This is a genomic window from Candidatus Coatesbacteria bacterium (assembly GCA_014728225.1).
Taxonomy (GTDB): domain Bacteria; phylum RBG-13-66-14; class RBG-13-66-14; order RBG-13-66-14; family RBG-13-66-14; genus WJLX01.
This window is the reverse complement of the sequence record WJLX01000134.1, coordinates 1-16,129: the sequence shown is the minus strand read 5'-3', so window position 1 is coordinate 16,129 and position 16,129 is coordinate 1. Positions and strand designations below refer to the sequence as shown.

The following is a 16,129-nucleotide window of genomic DNA, read 5'->3' as shown; positions in this document are numbered from 1 at the left end:
GAGGAGCTGCGGGAACCACGGTTGAACCTCGTCGAGGCCCTGGTTGAAGAGGATTGGCGTCGCGCCATGCGGGTTCGCCAGACCCTGCGGGAATCGGTCGTCGACGAGGTGGAACGCGCCGCCGTCGATCTTTATACCGCCTGGATCTATTCCGGACGCGGCGACTGGGACCGCGCGCTGGAGCACTATCAGGCCGTCATCCAGTTGGCCCGCAGCCTCGGCCGTCAGGCCCTGGAGATCGAGGGATTGCTGGGTGTCGGTCTGTGCGAGACCCGACGCGACAACTACGATCCCGCCGACCACGTGTTGTCATACGCTCGGGAGCTGGCCCGGGGATTGGGCTCACGCCGCCTCGAATTGCGCTGTCTGCGACAGCAGGCCCTGGCCGCCGCGGCGGCCGGAGGCGGCCGGCAGGCCGTCGCCCTGCTGGACGAGGCCCTCGGCGCGGTCAACGATGAGCGCGAGCTGTGGCTGGCGGCCCGGCTGGAACAGGACCTGGCCCGCATACACTTCCAGTCCAGCGATTACTCCGCCGCCCTCGAGGCTCATCAACGGGCCGTCGATCTCTATCGCATCCTCGACCACCCCCGCGGCGAGTTGCATCAGTTGGCCCGGATCGGTGACGTGCTGCAGGCCAAGGGTCGCTACGACGAGGCCGTCGACCTGTTGCGCGGCGGGCTTCAACGCTCCGCCGAGCTCGAGGATCGCCGGTTGGTGGCTCTTTTCTACTCCATCCTGGGGGCGGTTTATTACCGGCGCGGCGACTACGAAGACGCCCTGACGGCCTTCGCGGGCAGCCTGAGATCCAGCCGGGAACACGGTGACGAGCGCGCCGTCGCCAAGGCGCTCAACAACCTCGGGGTGATCAACTTCAAACTCGGCCGCGACGCCGAAGCGCTGCGCTCTTACCGGGAAGCCCTGACCTACGAACGCCGGTTGCGCAACCAGCTCTCCGAAGGACGCATCCTTGGTAACCTTGGGCTGGTACATTACCGTCAGGGGCGCCTGCACGACTGTGGGGAAACCATCGGTCAGGCCCTGACCATCTTCAACCGCCTGGGTTGCCGGCACGACGAGGCCATCTCCCTGGCAAACCTGGCGCTGGCCAACCTCGAGCTGGGTCGGGTGGAGCAGGCCACCAACCTGGCCCACCGCTCATACAAACTCGCCAAAGAACTCGACGTCCCGCGTACCGAGGCCCACGCCCTCGCCAACCTGGGTCTGGTGTCCCTCGAGCTGGGCGATTTCGACCGCGCCGCCGATCTGCTCCAGCGCTCCCTCGAGATCAACCTGCGCCTGAGCTCGCCCACCCTGGAGGCCGAAGACCGGCTGAACATCGGCCGCCTGCAACTGGGTCGGGGCCGGTGGTCCGCGGCCGCCGAGAGCCTGCGCCAGGCCGCCGAACTCTACGGCCGCCTCAAGGAACACCACAACGAGCTGCGCGCCCTGACCCAGCGTGCCGCCGCCCTGGCCGAGAGCGGCGACACCGACCGAGCGGTCGAGCTGCTCGAACGGGCCCGTCGATTGCTCGATCGCCTGGCCTCCCCCATCCTAGAGGCCCTGTTCCAGTTCTGCCGGGGCTGGGTCTCCCGCTGTCGGGGTGATTACGCCGCCGCCGAGGGCGCCCTGCGGCGCGCGCACAACCTCTACACCGCTCAGGGCCTGATGCTGCGCGAGCTGCGGGTGCTGCACCAGTTGGCCCGTTTAGCCCTGGACGCTGACCGCCCGGCCGCCGCCTACATCTATCTTCACGCCGTGCGCGACCGCCAGCAGACCCTCAAGGCCACCCCCATCGACGCCGAGACCCTCGCCCGGACCTTGGTCGCCGTCGCCGAGGCCCTGCGTGCCGACGGTGTCGAGCCCCAGGAGCTCCCCCTCTACGATCCGGAACACCCGCCTTCGATCACCGGCTGACCACCGCTTAAGCAAAACGAACGGCCCCCGGGGGGCCGTTTTTCATAGCGAAGACTGGAGCTGGGGAGTGGCTATGATTGCGAACTAGGAATCCTCGAGCAGGTCGGGACGCCGGCGCCTCGTGCGCTCCAGGGCCTTGTCGCGCCGCCAGCGCTCGATCGCCCCGTGATCCCCCGAGCGCAGCACTTCGGGCACCTCCAACCCCCGGAAGACCGCCGGCCGGGTGTACCAGGGGCAGTCCAGCAGCCCCTCGCCTTCGAAGGAGTCGGTCAACGCCGCCTCGGCGTCGGAGAGCACCCCGGGCAGCAGGCGCACCGCCGCGTCCGCACAGGCCAGGGCCGCCAGCTCGCCCCCTGACAGCACCACGTCGCCGAGCGAGACCTCCAGGTCCGCCAGGCCGCGCACCCGCTCGTCGATGGCCTTGTAGTGGCCGCAGAGGAAGATCAGATGCCGCTCCAGCGAGAACTCCTTGGCCAGGTCACTGTCCAGCACCCGCCCGCCGGCGTCGGTCAGGATCACTTTCGATTGCGGACCCTTAAGCTCATCCACCGCCCGGAAGAAGGGCTCCGGCCGCAGGATCATCCCCGCCCCGCCGCCGTAGGGCAGGCCGTCGGCCAGATGATGGTCGCCGCCGCACCAGTCCAGCAGGCTGCGCGCCCGCAGCCGGGCCAGGTTCTTGGCCTCGGCGCGACCCGGGATGCTGGTCTCCAGGTAGGCGGCCACGGACCGCGGATGCAGGGTGACGATGTCGATGGTGAGCATATCAGTCGTTAGGCCAGTTCGGCGGCATATCGAGGATTTCGTGTAGGGGTTTGCCTTCTTTTGTTTCTAAACTTTTCTTTTCATTGATATAACACACTTTACAGTTGAAGACATCACTATTTATTGGTTTACTAGCAAAAGGATTAATATATAGTGTAGGGTCTGATGATAGAAATGAGTCTGGATATAGCCGTTTGAATACAATTATACCTGATATTCTTGAATAATTTGGTGCATAATTATAATGCCACAATCCGTTACTTAAACGTACATTTTTCGTTTCAAGTGAACGACCGTTACTGCTAATCCTATAATTTATTGCTATATCACCATATAGCATTTCTAATATATCTCCCTGTTTTGTATAACCCATCAAACTATTAAATGCTATTATGTATGGCGTATCGATGCCTTTAACCTTATTGGCCTTTTTAGATAATTTATCACGCGTTCGTTCATTAATATTACCCATACATACGATACCGCTACCTACTGTTGGTATTAGCGGCCCATTATATCCCTTTTTATAATAAAATATAAGCTGAATAGATGTATTTGGGATGTAATATATATTATCTCTAGCTTTTATTTTTATACAACTTTCTATCCACTCTTTAATACTTCTTATATGTTGTTTTATGCTAAGATTTTTCGGAATATAAAATTTATCAAATTCTATATGTATATAGTAATCACCTTTTTGTAAAAGACGAGTTAACTCTTCTTCAAAACGATGTTGTTCAATTTTATTTGTTCCAATCGCCTCTTTTTCCTTTATACATATGCATTCTAGATAAGCATTTTTATCCACTATATAAAAATCTGGTTTTGAGTTAATATTATTTACTGATGCATGATGGATAACTCTGTAATTATGCTTTTCAATGAAGCGCTTAATGATTAATTCGAAGGAAGAAGATGTAAGATCATGATCCTTCGTGATTCTTGAGATGTATTCATTCTTATCGTCATCAGAATAATATTCAATTTCACTACAAATGAACTCTCTCGCCTTTTCAAATCCGGCTCTTCCCGTTCTGCAGTAAAAACTATATAAAGACTCATTATATCGTCTTGGAGTCATATCGGTTTTATTGTGTTCTCCAAACAATTCCCGATATATCTCCTCTTTATTCATAGCCCCCCTCCAGCTCCGCCGGTTCCAGCTTCTCGATCGGCCGGCCGAAGAACTTCCCGGCCAAGGCCGTCAGCGCGTCGGAGACGTCGGTGGCGAAGACGCTGTGTTCGGGTTTCGCGCCGCCGGGGCAAGACCACTGGATTCCTGCTGCTCGGTCAATAAAGAGAATGCAGGGTGACGATGTCGATTAGTAGCTAAAGTTACTTACGAAGTTGTTGTCTTAGTCGTTTAGTGTCTTATCCAATGCGTTTCTGGGTATATGCCATTCTCGCCAATCAGAATCAATATAGTATAACCAGCCATAGTTTTTTATTATATCCTCTGGTATAAATGAGTCAGTCCATACTATATTATCGAGATATTTATATCTACGAGTAATATCGTAATTAAAAGCGCTGGGGTCTGTTTCGTATATGTTAGGTATTATGCAGTAGTTAGTAAATATATATTTTTTATCAACTGCTTCTGCTGATTCATCAGTGGACAAGAATATATTATGATTATGTACTCCAATTGGCATTAAGGTTCCATTAATGCTGCCAACCATGAATGTATAATAGCTGGCTATATTTGTTCGATGGTTGTGGGCCTGATAAAAATAGTCCTCACTAGCACCTAGATCAGTGTTTCGTAGCTCCTCGCTTTTTGACTCGGCTTCGAGCTGCGATTTGTGCATCTCCAGCAGTGCCTCGTGGGTATCCTCCAACTCTGGATCAACACTGAAGAGTACAGCCAGCGCCCGATATTCGCCATCCGGTGCCATCAGGGGTATCGTATCGAACTCCGTACAGCTGAAATCATAGTGGTACTCGGTCACCTCCCGGACCAGCTCCGCCAGCTCATTTTCATCGATGGTATCGATCGAGTCGAAGGGCAGGCCGTCTTGGGGAGGCTCGGCGAAGAGGTCTTTGTATTCACCGCTCTGCGACAAGCCTTCAGCGGCAAGGGGCATGACACCGGCGCAAACCATGAAGATGACAACTGCCAGGTAAAACCGTCGCATAGTGTCTCCTTATTGTTCCCCCTCCAGCTCCGCCGGTTCCAGCTTCTCGATCGGCCGGCCGAAGAACTTCCCCGCCAGAGCCGTCAGCGCGTCGGAGACGTCGGTGGCGAAGAAACGATGCTCGGGCTGGGCGCCGTCGGGGCTCAACAAGCCTCGTGACTCCAGCAGCTCGGCCACGGCGCGGGCGGTCTCCGCGGCGGAATCGACCAGCCCGACGCCGGGGCCCATCACCTGGGCGATGACGCCCTTGAGCAGGGGGTAGTGGGTGCAGCCGAGGACGAGGGTGTCGATCCCGGCGGCCTTGAGCGGTTCGAGGTAGCTCTGGGCCACCCAGCGGGGCACAGGTCCGCTGAGCCAGCCCTCTTCGGCCAGGGGGACGAAGAGGGGGCAGGGGCGGGTCCGGATGGTCAGGTCGGGTTTCAGGCGTTGCAGGGCGGCCTCGTAGGAGCCGCTGGCGATGGTGGTGCGGGTGCCGATGACGCCGACGGCGCCGTTAGTGCGCTGGGCGGCGGCCCGGGCGCCGGGTTCGACGACGCCGACCAGGGGCACGGAGCTGCGGGGGGCGAGTTCGGGCAGGGCGGCGGCGGAGGCGGTATTGCAGGCCACCACGACGAGCTTGACGCCGCGCCGGGCGAAGAAGCCCAGGGCCTGGCGGGTGTAGTGCAGCACGGTAGCGGGGGATTTGCCGCCGTAGGGTACGCGGGCGGTGTCGCCGAGGTAGAGCAGGACCTCGCCGGGCAGGCGGTCGGCGATTGCCCGGGCGACGGTCAGGCCGCCGACGCCGGAGTCGAAGACGCCGACGGGTAACTGGGCGGTGCTGGCGTTCATTTGTTCGTCCCGTTGAAGCGGAGCTGCCCGCCGCCGCGGGGCTCGAGACCCAGGTGGCGCCAGGCGCGCTCGGCGGCCACCCGACCCTTGGGTGTGCGTTGGAGGAAGCCCTGCTGGATGAGGAAGGGTTCATGGACCTCTTCGAGAGTGCCGGGTTCCTCACCGACGGCGACGGCGATGGTCTTCAGTCCGCTGGGCCCGCCGCCGAAGCGCTTGCAGAGGATCTCGAGGATCCGGCGGTCCATTTCGTCCAATCCGGCGGCGTCGATGCCCAACAGGTCGAGGGCGTCGTCGGCCGTCGGGGCGTCGATGACGCCGTCGGAGCGCACCTGGGCGAAGTCGCGCACCCGGCGCAGCAGGCGGTTGGCCACCCGGGGGGTGCCCCGGCTGCGACGGGCGATCTCGCCGACACCGTCGTCGTCGATGGCCACCTCGAGGATGCCGGCGGAGCGGCGGATGATAGCGGCGATCTCCTCCGGCGGGTAGTAGTCCAGGCGCAACACGACACCGAAGCGGGCCCGCAGGGGGGCCGACAGCAGACCGGCCCGGGTGGTGGCGCCGACGAGGGTGAAGCGCTCCAGTTCCAGCTTGACGGTCCGCGCCGCCGGGCCGGAGTCGATGACGATGTCCAACCGATAGTCCTCCATCGCCGGGTAGAGGTACTCCTCGACCACGGTGGACAGGCGGTGGACCTCGTCGAGGAACAGGATGTCGGCGGAGCCCAGGGCGGTCAGGATGCCGGCCAGGTCGCCGGGGCGCTCGAGGGCGGGTCCCGAGGAGCTCTGCAGCTCAACGCCCAGCTCGCCGGACAGGATGTGGGCCAGGGTGGTCTTGCCCAGCCCGGGCGGCCCGGAGAGCAGGACGTGATCGAGGGCCTCGCCGCGTTGGCGCGCCGCCTCGATGAACACCTGCAGCGGCTCGACGACGCGGCGCTGGCCGACGAAGTCCTCCAGCATGCGCGGCCGCAGACCGCGCTCGATGACGTCCTCGGGCTGCAGGTGGGGGTCGGTCAGGCGGGTGGAGGGCAAGGGGGCTCCTCGGGGAGGACGGTTCAGCGGTAACGGAAGAGCAGCTTGATGGTGCTCCAGGAGTGGGGCGTCGCGGGCAGAGCGTAGTCGAACCAGGTCTGGATCAGCCAGCCCTTGTCGGCGTCGCGGGCGAAGGCGAACTTGGCCTGGCCCTCGGCGTGGTAGTTGTCGCCCTCGGCGTCGCTGACGTCGAGACTGTAGTAGAGCCAATCGCTCTCGACGTAGTCACCCTGGCCGGGTGGAGCGCCGGCCGTTTCCAGATTGAGGAAAACGCTGTTGTCGGTGTCGAGGAGCTTCTCGCTGCAGCGGACCTCGTCGTAGTTATTCCAGGAGCCGGGCATCACGTGTCCGTCGACGATGTCGCCGACCTCGTTCTCGTTGAAGTAGAAGACGAACTCCTCGTCGAGGAGGAACTGGACGCCGCCGGGGTTGTAGCCGTTGTAGCTGTTCTCCAGGTACTCCAGGGCCAGCTCGGGGGTCGAGAGGTCGGGGTTCTGGCCCTCGGGCAGGCTGAAGCAGCCGCCCGCCGCCAGGGCGGCCGCAACGGCGAGGACGAAACGCAGCAGCGGGGTTTTCATCGGCAAACCGCCTTCAGCGGGGTCGCGGCGGGGTCAGTTGATCGAGCGCTTGGCTGAGCGGGTGCACCTGAGAGCGCAGATCGCGGCATTCAGCGACGCGGCGGGCGATGGTCGCCAGACGGGCGGCGGTCTCCCCATCACTCTTCGGGAGCTCCGGGGTCCGGATCAGGGCCGCTGAATCAGCGACGGCAACAGCAGACCGTTGACGCCGTCGCCGAGGTCCAGCTCGGCGATCAGTGCCCGCAGCTCGGCCTCGTAACCGGGCTCCTGGTCGGGATGGGCCGCGTCGACGATCAGGGCCGTCGTCCCTGGATGGCGGGTTCGACACGGCTGGGCCGCGGCGTGTGACAGGTTCTCGACGCGCTGCCAGCGTGTCAGCCGACCGATGTGGCCGACGACGGGGCGGTCGGTCAGTCCGAGTTCGGCCGGATCCGAGTCAACGGATCGGGGGTGGTGACGCTCCAGGTCGACGGTGCTGGCCGGCACCGGGCAGCGTTCGGGTCGCAAGCTCCGCCTAGGCGCCCCCCGCTCGAGGACGGTCCGACTGACGGCGACGAGCGGTTACAAAGCAGGAGGTTCGGGCGCTCGGTGAAGCAGTGGCGTCAGGCACCGCGCTGCAGCAAACGGCGGGCGTGCTCGGCGGCGCTCTCTCCGCCGCCCAGCATCGCCGCCAGCTCGTCGATGCGGCCGTCGTCGTCCAGGCGCTCGACGGCGGTGAAGGTCCGCCCGGCACTGGAGTCTTTGCTGACCCGGAAGTGACGCTCGGCGACGGCGGCGATCTGGGGCAGATGGGTGATGGCGACGACCTGGCGCCGCTCGGCCAGCTCGGCCAGCAGCTCGGCCACCACCCCGGCGGCGTGGCCGCCGATGCCGGAATCGATCTCGTCGAACAGCATCGTCGGTACGCCGTAGCGCTCGCCCATCACTCGCTTGAGGGCCAGCATGACCCGGGAGATCTCGCCGCCCGAGGCCACCTTGGCCAGGGGGCGGGGGGCCTCGCCCGGATTGGCGGCCAGCCGGAACTCGACCTCGTCCAGTCCGGCGGCGGCGGCCCGGCTGGTTTCGCCGTCGACTCGCGTCCAGCCGTCGTCGCCCCGGCGCAGCTCGACGGCGGTGGAGAAGGCCTCGCCGGCGAAGCCGAGCTGGGCGAGGAGCTCGTTGACCCGGGGGGCGAGTTCGGCGGCGGCGCGGCGGCGACCTCCGCTCAACTCGGCGGCGGCGGCCAGATAGGCCTGGCGGTTGTGTTCCAGGGCGGCGCGCTTCTCGGCCAGGGCGGTGCCGCGGTCGCTGTGGGCGCGCAGCCGGTCGGCGACCCAGCCGCCGTATTCGAGGACCTCGGCGACGCCGGGGCCGAACTTGCGTTTCAGGTGTCCGATCAGGGCCAGGCGGCCCTCGACGGCCTCGAGGCGCGCCGGGTCCGCTTCCAGCTCAGCCAGGTAGCCACGCAAGCGGTCCAGCAGACCCTCGACGGTGAAGCGGGCCTGGGCGGCCTCCTCGGCCAGGGCGGCCTGCTCTTCGTCCAGCTCGGCCAGCCCCTCCAGGGAGCGGCGGGCCAGATCCAGCTGGTCCAGGGCGCTGTCTTCGGCCTCGCCGAGGGCTTGCAGCGCCGTGGTCGCGGCCTCACCCAGCTCGACGACGGAGCGCAACCGTCTACGTTCGGCCAGCAGCTCCTCCTCCTCGTTGGGCTCCAAGGCGGCGGACTCGATCTCCTCGAGTTCGTGACGCCAGAGATCGAGCTGGCGCTCATCGGCGGCGGCCTCGCCCTCCAACTCGTCGAGCTCCCGCCGGCTCCGCTGAACCGCGTTGAAAGCCTCGCGCACCGCTTCGACCAGCCCGCCCAGCCCGCCGAAGGCGTCCAGCAGCTCGAGCTGGAATTCGGTCTTGAGCAGCAGTTGGTGCTCGTGCTGGCCGTGGAGATCGATCAGGTGATCGCCGACGGCGGCCAGGGTGGAGACGGGGACCACGGAGCCGTTGAGCCAGCAGCGCGAGCGTCCCTTGGCCGACAGGCGGCGGCGCACGATCAGCTCCTCGGGACCTTCGTCGAGGCCCAGTTCTTCGCGCAGATTCGGGGAGAGCTCGACGCCGCTGAAGACGGCGTTGATCTCGGCCCGCTCGCAGCCCGTGCGCACGGCGTCACTGTCGGCGCGCTCGCCGAGTATCAGCCCCAGGGCGCCCACCAGGACGCTCTTGCCCGCTCCGGTGGCCCCGGTCAGCGTGGTCAGTCCCGGGCCCAGCTCGAGCTCCAGGTCGGCGATCGTCGCCAGATCGCGCACGGCGAGGTAGGTCAGCATGGTCTCGAGGGCCGCCGCGGCGGCTCGGGTTAGTGGTTGTGGCCCCAGTGCAGTTTGTCGCGCAGGACCTGGAAGAAGCTCTGGCCGTCGACGCCGATCAGGCGCACGTCGCGCTCGCTGCGGTAGACGCGCAGCTTGTCATGGCAGCAGACCCGCAGGCCCAACTGGCCGTCGACGACGACCATCATCTCCTCGCGGTCCGCCGGGCGGATCTCCAGCACGTTGTCCGCCGGGTAGACCAGGGGGCGCAGGTTGAGGCTGTGCGGGCTGATCGTCGTCAGCACGCAGCCGTCGAACCACGGCGTCAGCACGGGACCGCCGCAGGAGAGGGAGTAGCCCGTCGAGCCCGTCGGCGTGGCCACGATCACGCCGTCCCCCAGCGCCGTACCCAGATAGTCGCCGGCGATGTAGATGTCGACGCGGCTCATCGGGTTGAGCGGGGTGCGGTGCAGGACGACGTCGTTGAGTCCCCGCAAGACGGCCCGCCGGCCGTCGGCCAGCTCGATCTCGGCTTCCAGCACCAGCCGGCGGTCGATGGGCACCTCGCAGTCCACCAGGGCGTCCAGGGTCCGCTCGAGCTCCTCCGAGGAGACCTCGGCCAGAAAGCCCATGTTGCCCAGGTTGATCCCCAGAATCGGTATCGGGGCGAAACCCACGGCGTGGGCCGTAGTCAGCAGGGTGCCGTCGCCGCCCAGGCTGAGCAGCAGGTCGCTGTCGGCCAGTCGCTCGTCGTAGACGCCGGCGCCGGGAAACTGGCGCTGGACCATATCGGCGGGATTGGCGTTCTGCTCGGGCATCCGCTCGGTGATCAGCAACCCGCGGTTATCGGCCCAGCGGCGGATGCGCTCGGCCAGTTCGTCTGAGCGGGGCTTGGTCGGGTTGACCACCAAACCCACATGCCGGAGCTGGAGACGGGTTTTTTCGGTCATGGAAGCCCGGGAATGGACGGCCGACGGGCGGCCGTGGGTGAATGGACTAACGGCCTAGGCTGCGTCAAGTTTACTACGCCGCCGCGCAACTGGCAAAACCCGCCGCCGATGAAGGCCGACGATGCGTTGACGGTGGGCGAATGTGGAGTTAAGATTAACGCCGTTTCGCCGAGCTGTCAACGAGGGTGCTTACACTATCAGAGGTGTCGAATGCAGATACTGGAACAAATCCGTGACAAAGCCAAGCAAAAACAGGCCCACCTGGTACTGCCGGAGGGCCACGACGGACGCGTCGTCCGGGCCTACGCCGCCGTCAAGGAGCTGGGGCTCGCCGACCGCGTCACCCTGATCGGCAGCTCCCAGACCATCATCGCCCTGGCCAGGGAGGCCGATGTCTACGTCGAACCCGCCGATATCGTCGACCCTGCCAAGGATGAACGTCTCGGCGTCTACGCCACCCGGATCTACGAGAAGCGCAAGCGCAAGGGCCTGACCCTCGACCAGGCGGTCAGGGCCGTCAAGGACCCCGTGCTGTTCGGCAACTCCATGCTGGCCGCCGGTGACGCCGACGCCTGCGTCTCCGGCTGCGCAACCGCCACCGCCGACGTCATCCGCGCCGCCCTCTGGACCGTCGGCATGGCCCCCGAGATGAAGATCCTCTCCTCCTGCTTCCTGATGGTCCACCCCGACCCCGCCTTCGGTGCCGACGGGGTGATGCTGTTCGCCGACTGCGCCGTCAACCCCAACCCCAATCCGGCCAAGCTGGCTGATATCGCCGTGGCCACGGCACAGACGATGCGCCGTCTGCTGGGCGTCGAGCCCCGGGTGGCCCTGCTCAGCTTCTCCACCAAGGGCTCCGCCGAGCATCCCGACGTCGAAAAGGTCCAGCGGGCCACGGAGCTCGTTCAACAGCGCCTGCCCGATACCCCCGTCGACGGCGAGCTGCAGCTCGATACCGCCCTGATCCCCGGGGTGGCCCGCCGCAAGGCCCCGGAATCGACCCTCGGCGGCAAGGCCAACGTGCTGATCTTCCCCGACCTCGACGCCGGCAACATCGGTTACAAGCTGACCCAGCGTTTGGCCGGCGCCGAGGCCGTCGGACCGATCCTCCAGGGCTCCGCCAAACCGCTCTCCGATCTGTCCCGGGGCGCCGACGTCGACGATATCGTCAACACCGCGGCGATCACCATCTGCCAGTTGGGTTGAGCCCGGCGCCGTCCGCCGTCCGCCATGTCTGCTTGATCAAGCTGGTGAAGCAGTAGATTAAAACGAGACATGCAATAAGAGGCTCCCATATATCGGGAGCCTCTTATTATATTAAAAAGTGTTATTAGTGAAATAGTGCCTTAATCTGTCCATGGCTTGTATTAATAACATTTGTTCCCGACAGTGTAAAGATTAACTTTGGCCTTCTATATACATAGTAACCTGAATCACTTGATATTGCCTGCATATATCCATCATATAGTCGAATTCCATATTGTGGAATATCTTCATTCAACCATGCCTGAACAATATCCTGCACATCAAAGGATACAAAGTATTCCTCTCCATATTCCGGCTCTTCAAAGCTTCTTTCAACAGCGTACGTCTCGTAGATACCCGGCTGGTTGTTCCAGGTGATGGTCATTTCTTCCCAGTCAGCATCCACTGGAGCGATCCAGATTTGACTTTCGTAGTTGAGGGATACCCACTCAAAAACCGTCAGCCACAGCTCCGCCGAGAGCACCGTATGGCCCTGGCCCACGTAATCATCCAGCTCGCGGAACTCGATAAAGGCGTACCAAGGATCTTCGACTGAATCTGAAACATAAAAATCAGTATTGTCTCCGTCGTTCCAGTCTGGCCAAGACATAGCCGTCCACGAATCGTTCCCCTCGTCGTCATCGGGCTGGAGGGTGACCTCGAAGCTCGCCGGACACACCCCCGCCAGCAACACCACCGCTAACAAAACGTAACGCATTCTGACCTCCCTTGTGACAACTATCAAACTATAGTCCGCCAAAGGGCGGGAGTCAAGCAACGGCCCGGCGCCACCCCTGGAAAAACCCGCTTCCAAGAAAGACGCCCGGGTGCAAACCGCCGCCGCCGGAACCGGCACGGTTTTTGCGGAGGCGGACCGTTAACAGCAGCCGTAACGGTCGCCGAGATGCAAAAACCGTGCCGGTTCCGGCGGTGCGGGATCGCCGGTCGCTCGGGGTTGCCGACGGCGGGTTTTTCCAGGGGTCTGACCGGATCCGGTGGAAGTCAGCTAACGCTTACTACGCCTCAAGCAACGCAAACACCCCACCGCGCTCGACAACCGTCCTCGACAGCCGAAGCGACGGCTGCTATACTGCCCGGCGATATCAACCATCCGTTAACCGTGAAGAGGAAACGATGCGCATCGGGATCTGCGGCCTGCCCCAGTCCGGTAAAACCACCATTTTCAACGCCCTGACCGGCACCGACCACGATCTCCACGGCTACGGCGGCGGCGTGCGACTCAACCGCGCGGTCGTCGACGTCGTCGACGAACGGCTGGATTGGCTCTACGAACTCGAAGGCTCGGCCAAAAAAACCTACAGTCAGATCGAGTACCTGGATGTGGCCGGTCTATCCTCCGGTGAGGGCGAAACCGCCGTCAGCGCCCGCTTTATTACCGAGCTGCGCCGGGCCGAGGCCCTGCTGATCGTCCTGCGGGCCTTCGAGGATCCTGCGGCGCCCCACCCCGCCGGCAGCGTCAACCCCGTCCGCGATCTCGAAGATTTCCTCCTCGAACTGACGGTAGTCGACCATCAGGCCGTCTCCACACGCCGGAGCAACGTCGATAAAGGTATCAACCGGAGCGACAAGAAGGAACTCGAGCGTGTCGAGCAAGAGAAGGCCGCGCTGGAACGGCTCGGCACCGCCCTCGAGGCCGGAACCCGGGTCGCCGAACTGGAGCTGCGACCCGTCGAGCTCGCCGTGGCCCGCAACCTGGGCCTGCTGACCCTCAAGCCCCTGGTGCCCGTCCTCAACGCCGACGTCGACGGCCGTGACCTGAAGACCGACGGGGAGCGGATCAGCGAGGTCTGCGGTGCCGAACCCGTCGTTCTGCACGGCAAGCTGGAGAACGAGATCCGCGAGCTGCAAGCCGACGAGGCCGCCGAGTTCCGCCGGGAATTCGACGTTCCCACCGGCGCCCTGGAACGCACGGTACAGGCCTGCTTCGACGCCCTCCAGCTGCTCGTCTTCTTCACCGCCGGCCCCAAGGAGGCCCGGGCCTGGCCCGTTCGCCGGGGCTCCAACGCCCTCGAGGCCGCCGGAGTCATCCACTCCGACATCGGCCGGGGCTTCATCCGCGCCGAGGTGGCCGCCTACGACGACCTACGCGAGCACGGCTCATACACCGAGCTCAAGCAGCACGGTCTCTACCGCACCGAGGGCAAGGACTACCCTATCGCCGACGGCGACATCATCTACTTCCGTTTCCAGGTTTGATGAAAATACCGCTGGAACCCAACGACCGACGGCGTAGTATAATGGATGTCGACGAAAACAAGTCACCCCTCCGAGGAGGATCCTCATGGGCATCACCGTCGTCGAGGCACTGCATCAAGCCCTCGAATCCGAGATCACCGGCTTCACCACCTACCTCGAGTTCGCCCGGGAGACCGAGGACATCACCGGCAAGAACATGTTCATCACCCTGGCCCGGGAAGAAGTCGACCATTTCGACATCCTGCGCAAACAGCTCAAGCAGGCCCTCGATAAAAATGAAGTCACCGCGCGTAAGATAACCCACAATACCGTCTCCCAGCTCGTTCCCCGGTTGGATCCCGTCTCCGAACGCACCCGCGGTCGTGAGGGCACCGATATGCTCGGGGCCATCGAGACCGCCATGGACCAGGAACGCGCCGCCATCGAGTTCTACTCCGTCCAGGCAAAAGAGTGCACCGATGAACAGGTGAGGAAAACCTTTGAACAACTCGTCGAGATGGAAACCGCCCACTTCGAACTGCTCCAGGCCCAGCTCGATTACATCAACGGCACCGGACACTGGTTCGGCGTGCGCGAATGGACGATGGAAGGTTAGCACCACAGCCATGGCTTCAAAAACGGAGTATACGTAGAACCCCGACGGGCGGGTACCCGCCGTCGTTAATCAGCGCCGCTGCGCCACAGCGGATGCTCTCGCCGGTTGCCTTCGACAACCCCTCAATAACCCCCTGAGAGCTCTTAGACAATCGAACAAGCCGACGCCGGAACTGGCACGGTTTTTGCAGAGGCGCAGCGTTACAATAGTCCGTAACGGTCGCCGAGATGCAAAAACCGTGCCAGTTCCGGCGTCGGTATTGATCGAGCCGTTGGTGGGCTCGGGGCGGGTTTTTTGAGGGGTTGTCGAAGGCGGGCCGGCTAGAGATCGATGACTGTTCCCACCCCGCCCGCGCGGTAGGCTGTCGGAAAGCTGTGCCGGATGCGGCCCTTGAATACGGTGCAGTGGGTGGGGCAGACGAGTTTTAGTCCCTTGAGGGCGCCCAGGCGGCGGAAGCCGTGCAGGCCGCCGATCAACGCCTGGGGTTCACCGACTGCGCGGGCGGCCTCGAGCAGGTTGTCGGCGCCGGGGTGGGAGCAGCCGACGATGACGGCGACGCCGCGCTCCAACTCGACGACCAAGCCCTGCTCGATACCGCCGAGGGTGCCGGTGCTTTGCAGACCGGTGGCCAGCTCGACGGCCTGGTGGTTGACCCAGGAGAACCCGGCGTCGCCAGCGGGCTTGGGGCAGCCGCGGGGCAGGTGGACGGGCAGGGAGCCCCGCCGGTCGATGAAGGCCGGCAGGCCGCCGAGGTGATCGAAGTGCTCGTGGGAGATGACGACCTCGTCGATCGAGGCGGGTTCGATTCCGAGGGTACTCATGTTTGCCAGGAGCAGCTCGCCCTTGGTGCCGGTATCGAAGAGCAGCCGTCGTCCGTGGGCCTCGACGACGCAGGAAAAGCCCCAGTCGGCGCCGCAATCGTCGCGGCGGGTGGTGTTGTCGTAGACGATGGTCAGACGCACCTTGTTCCTCCGCTTCTCCCGGCCGGTGTGGGGGATTCGTTCTGTTCGGCCGTTGCCGCCGGTTCTGCCCAGCTCACCATTGTACACTAAAATGGTTGAGATTATCAGCTTGCTCGGGCGGCGTAGATGAGTCGCCCGTCGGACAGGTATGTTAAACTACCCTGCGCTGGCTTGCGAGAGTGGCGGAATTGGCAGACGCGCTGGACTTAGGATCCAGTGGCTCCGGCCATGCGGGTTCAAATCCCGCCTCTCGCACCATTAACGCCAAATGAAACCGCAGTCTAGTCAACCGACGGCGCCCGGGCGTCGTCGGTTTTGTCATCGATACTAGCTAAGCATGGGGTCACTTAGTGGAAGTTAACCTATGTGATTATCACCTGATTATCAACAAGCGCGAAGCATGCTCCTGAGAATGTATAGCGTGTTATCGGCGTCTCGATGGTTGAAGCTGAACGACCGTTCAGTGATCAAGAGTCCGAAGCTGTGCTTGAAGCCGCCGTGGTCGGCTTTTAGCCGTCGTTTGGCGTAGCCCCGGAAGTTCTCGAGGCCGTTGATATGTGTCCGTCCATCAGCGAAATCCTGTTGGTGGCTGATGCGCTTGTGAGGGAAACCGTTGAGCGAGAGCTTGTTATAGGCTTT

16 protein-coding genes and 1 tRNA gene are annotated in these 16,129 nt (G+C 62.9%); 5 read left to right on the top strand and 12 right to left on the bottom strand.

The features are described from left to right. Positions 1 to 21: 21 nt before the first annotated feature. Positions 22 to 1,914 carry a tetratricopeptide repeat protein gene (locus GF399_09630; protein MBD3400579.1) on the top strand — a complete coding sequence of 631 codons (1,893 nt, stop codon included), beginning with the start codon at positions 22 to 24 and terminating at the stop codon, positions 1,912 to 1,914. 84 nt (positions 1,915 to 1,998) lie between these two features. Here the strand turns inward: GF399_09630 and trmD are convergent, their stop codons facing one another. The 9 genes from trmD to GF399_09585 form a co-directional block, all read right to left on the bottom strand. After that, positions 1,999 to 2,676, bottom strand: coding sequence for a tRNA (guanosine(37)-N1)-methyltransferase TrmD (gene trmD, locus GF399_09625; GenBank protein ID MBD3400578.1), 678 nt, complete (start codon positions 2,674 to 2,676; stop codon positions 1,999 to 2,001). Between the two features lies 1 nt (position 2,677). After that, positions 2,678 to 3,814: a hypothetical protein gene (locus tag GF399_09620; protein MBD3400577.1), complete on the bottom strand. Its 1,137-nt coding sequence runs from the start codon at positions 3,812 to 3,814 to the stop codon at positions 2,678 to 2,680. A 220-nt stretch (positions 3,815 to 4,034) separates the two neighbouring features. Next, the gene (locus GF399_09615) at positions 4,035 to 4,817 is read right to left on the bottom strand and encodes a hypothetical protein (GenBank protein ID MBD3400576.1); all 783 of its coding nucleotides are present in this window, start codon (positions 4,815 to 4,817) and stop codon (positions 4,035 to 4,037) included. 9 nt (positions 4,818 to 4,826) lie between these two features. Then, positions 4,827 to 5,645 (bottom strand): glutamate racemase, encoded by an 819-nt coding sequence (locus tag GF399_09610; GenBank protein ID MBD3400575.1) that lies wholly within the window; start codon positions 5,643 to 5,645, stop codon positions 4,827 to 4,829. After that, complete coding sequence (gene ruvB / locus GF399_09605; protein ID MBD3400574.1) at positions 5,642 to 6,601, bottom strand: Holliday junction branch migration DNA helicase RuvB; 960 nt, start codon at positions 6,599 to 6,601, stop codon at positions 5,642 to 5,644. The genes GF399_09610 and ruvB overlap by 4 nt, the downstream gene beginning before the upstream one ends. Before the next feature lie 95 nt (positions 6,602 to 6,696). Then, on the bottom strand, positions 6,697 to 7,251 hold the full coding sequence (locus GF399_09600) for a hypothetical protein (protein MBD3400573.1): 555 nt from the start codon (positions 7,249 to 7,251) through the stop codon (positions 6,697 to 6,699). A 165-nt stretch (positions 7,252 to 7,416) separates the two neighbouring features. Further along, positions 7,417 to 7,758, bottom strand: coding sequence for a hypothetical protein (locus tag GF399_09595; GenBank protein ID MBD3400572.1), 342 nt, complete (start codon positions 7,756 to 7,758; stop codon positions 7,417 to 7,419). Positions 7,759 to 7,853: 95 nt separating this feature from the next. Continuing rightward, positions 7,854 to 9,542 carry a DNA repair protein RecN gene (recN, locus tag GF399_09590; protein ID MBD3400571.1) on the bottom strand — a complete coding sequence of 563 codons (1,689 nt, stop codon included), beginning with the start codon at positions 9,540 to 9,542 and terminating at the stop codon, positions 7,854 to 7,856. 29 nt (positions 9,543 to 9,571) lie between these two features. Beyond that, on the bottom strand, positions 9,572 to 10,471 hold the full coding sequence (locus tag GF399_09585) for a hypothetical protein (GenBank protein ID MBD3400570.1): 900 nt from the start codon (positions 10,469 to 10,471) through the stop codon (positions 9,572 to 9,574). A 210-nt stretch (positions 10,472 to 10,681) separates the two neighbouring features. Here GF399_09585 and pta point away from each other — a divergent pair, with 210 nt between their 5' ends. After that, positions 10,682 to 11,677, top strand: a complete 996-nt coding sequence (pta, locus tag GF399_09580) for a phosphate acetyltransferase (GenBank protein MBD3400569.1) — start codon at positions 10,682 to 10,684, stop codon at positions 11,675 to 11,677. Between the two features lie 124 nt (positions 11,678 to 11,801). On the opposite strand, the gene GF399_09575 is transcribed toward pta, so the two are convergent. Beyond that, a complete protein-coding gene (locus tag GF399_09575; protein ID MBD3400568.1) occupies positions 11,802 to 12,434 on the bottom strand; it encodes a DNRLRE domain-containing protein in 633 nt (210 codons plus the stop codon). 416 nt (positions 12,435 to 12,850) lie between these two features. On the opposite strand from GF399_09575, the gene ychF reads away from it, so the two are divergent. Both ychF and GF399_09565 read left to right on the top strand, forming a co-directional pair. Beyond that, positions 12,851 to 13,933, top strand: a complete 1,083-nt coding sequence (gene ychF, locus GF399_09570; protein MBD3400567.1) for a redox-regulated ATPase YchF — start codon at positions 12,851 to 12,853, stop codon at positions 13,931 to 13,933. Positions 13,934 to 14,018: 85 nt separating this feature from the next. Beyond that, entirely contained in the window at positions 14,019 to 14,528 is a 510-nt protein-coding gene (locus tag GF399_09565; GenBank protein MBD3400566.1) for a hypothetical protein, read from the top strand. Between the two features lie 320 nt (positions 14,529 to 14,848). Here the strand turns inward: GF399_09565 and GF399_09560 are convergent, their stop codons facing one another. Next, on the bottom strand, positions 14,849 to 15,640 hold the full coding sequence (locus GF399_09560; GenBank protein ID MBD3400565.1) for an MBL fold metallo-hydrolase: 792 nt from the start codon (positions 15,638 to 15,640) through the stop codon (positions 14,849 to 14,851). Positions 15,641 to 15,663: 23 nt separating this feature from the next. Between GF399_09560 and GF399_09555 the strand changes: the two genes are divergently transcribed. After that, a tRNA-Leu gene (locus tag GF399_09555) sits at positions 15,664 to 15,748 on the top strand. 126 nt (positions 15,749 to 15,874) lie between these two features. Here GF399_09555 and GF399_09550 read toward each other — a convergent pair. Then, positions 15,875 to 16,129: IS1595 family transposase (locus tag GF399_09550; GenBank protein MBD3400564.1), on the bottom strand; the 255-nt coding region annotated here is incomplete at its 5' end.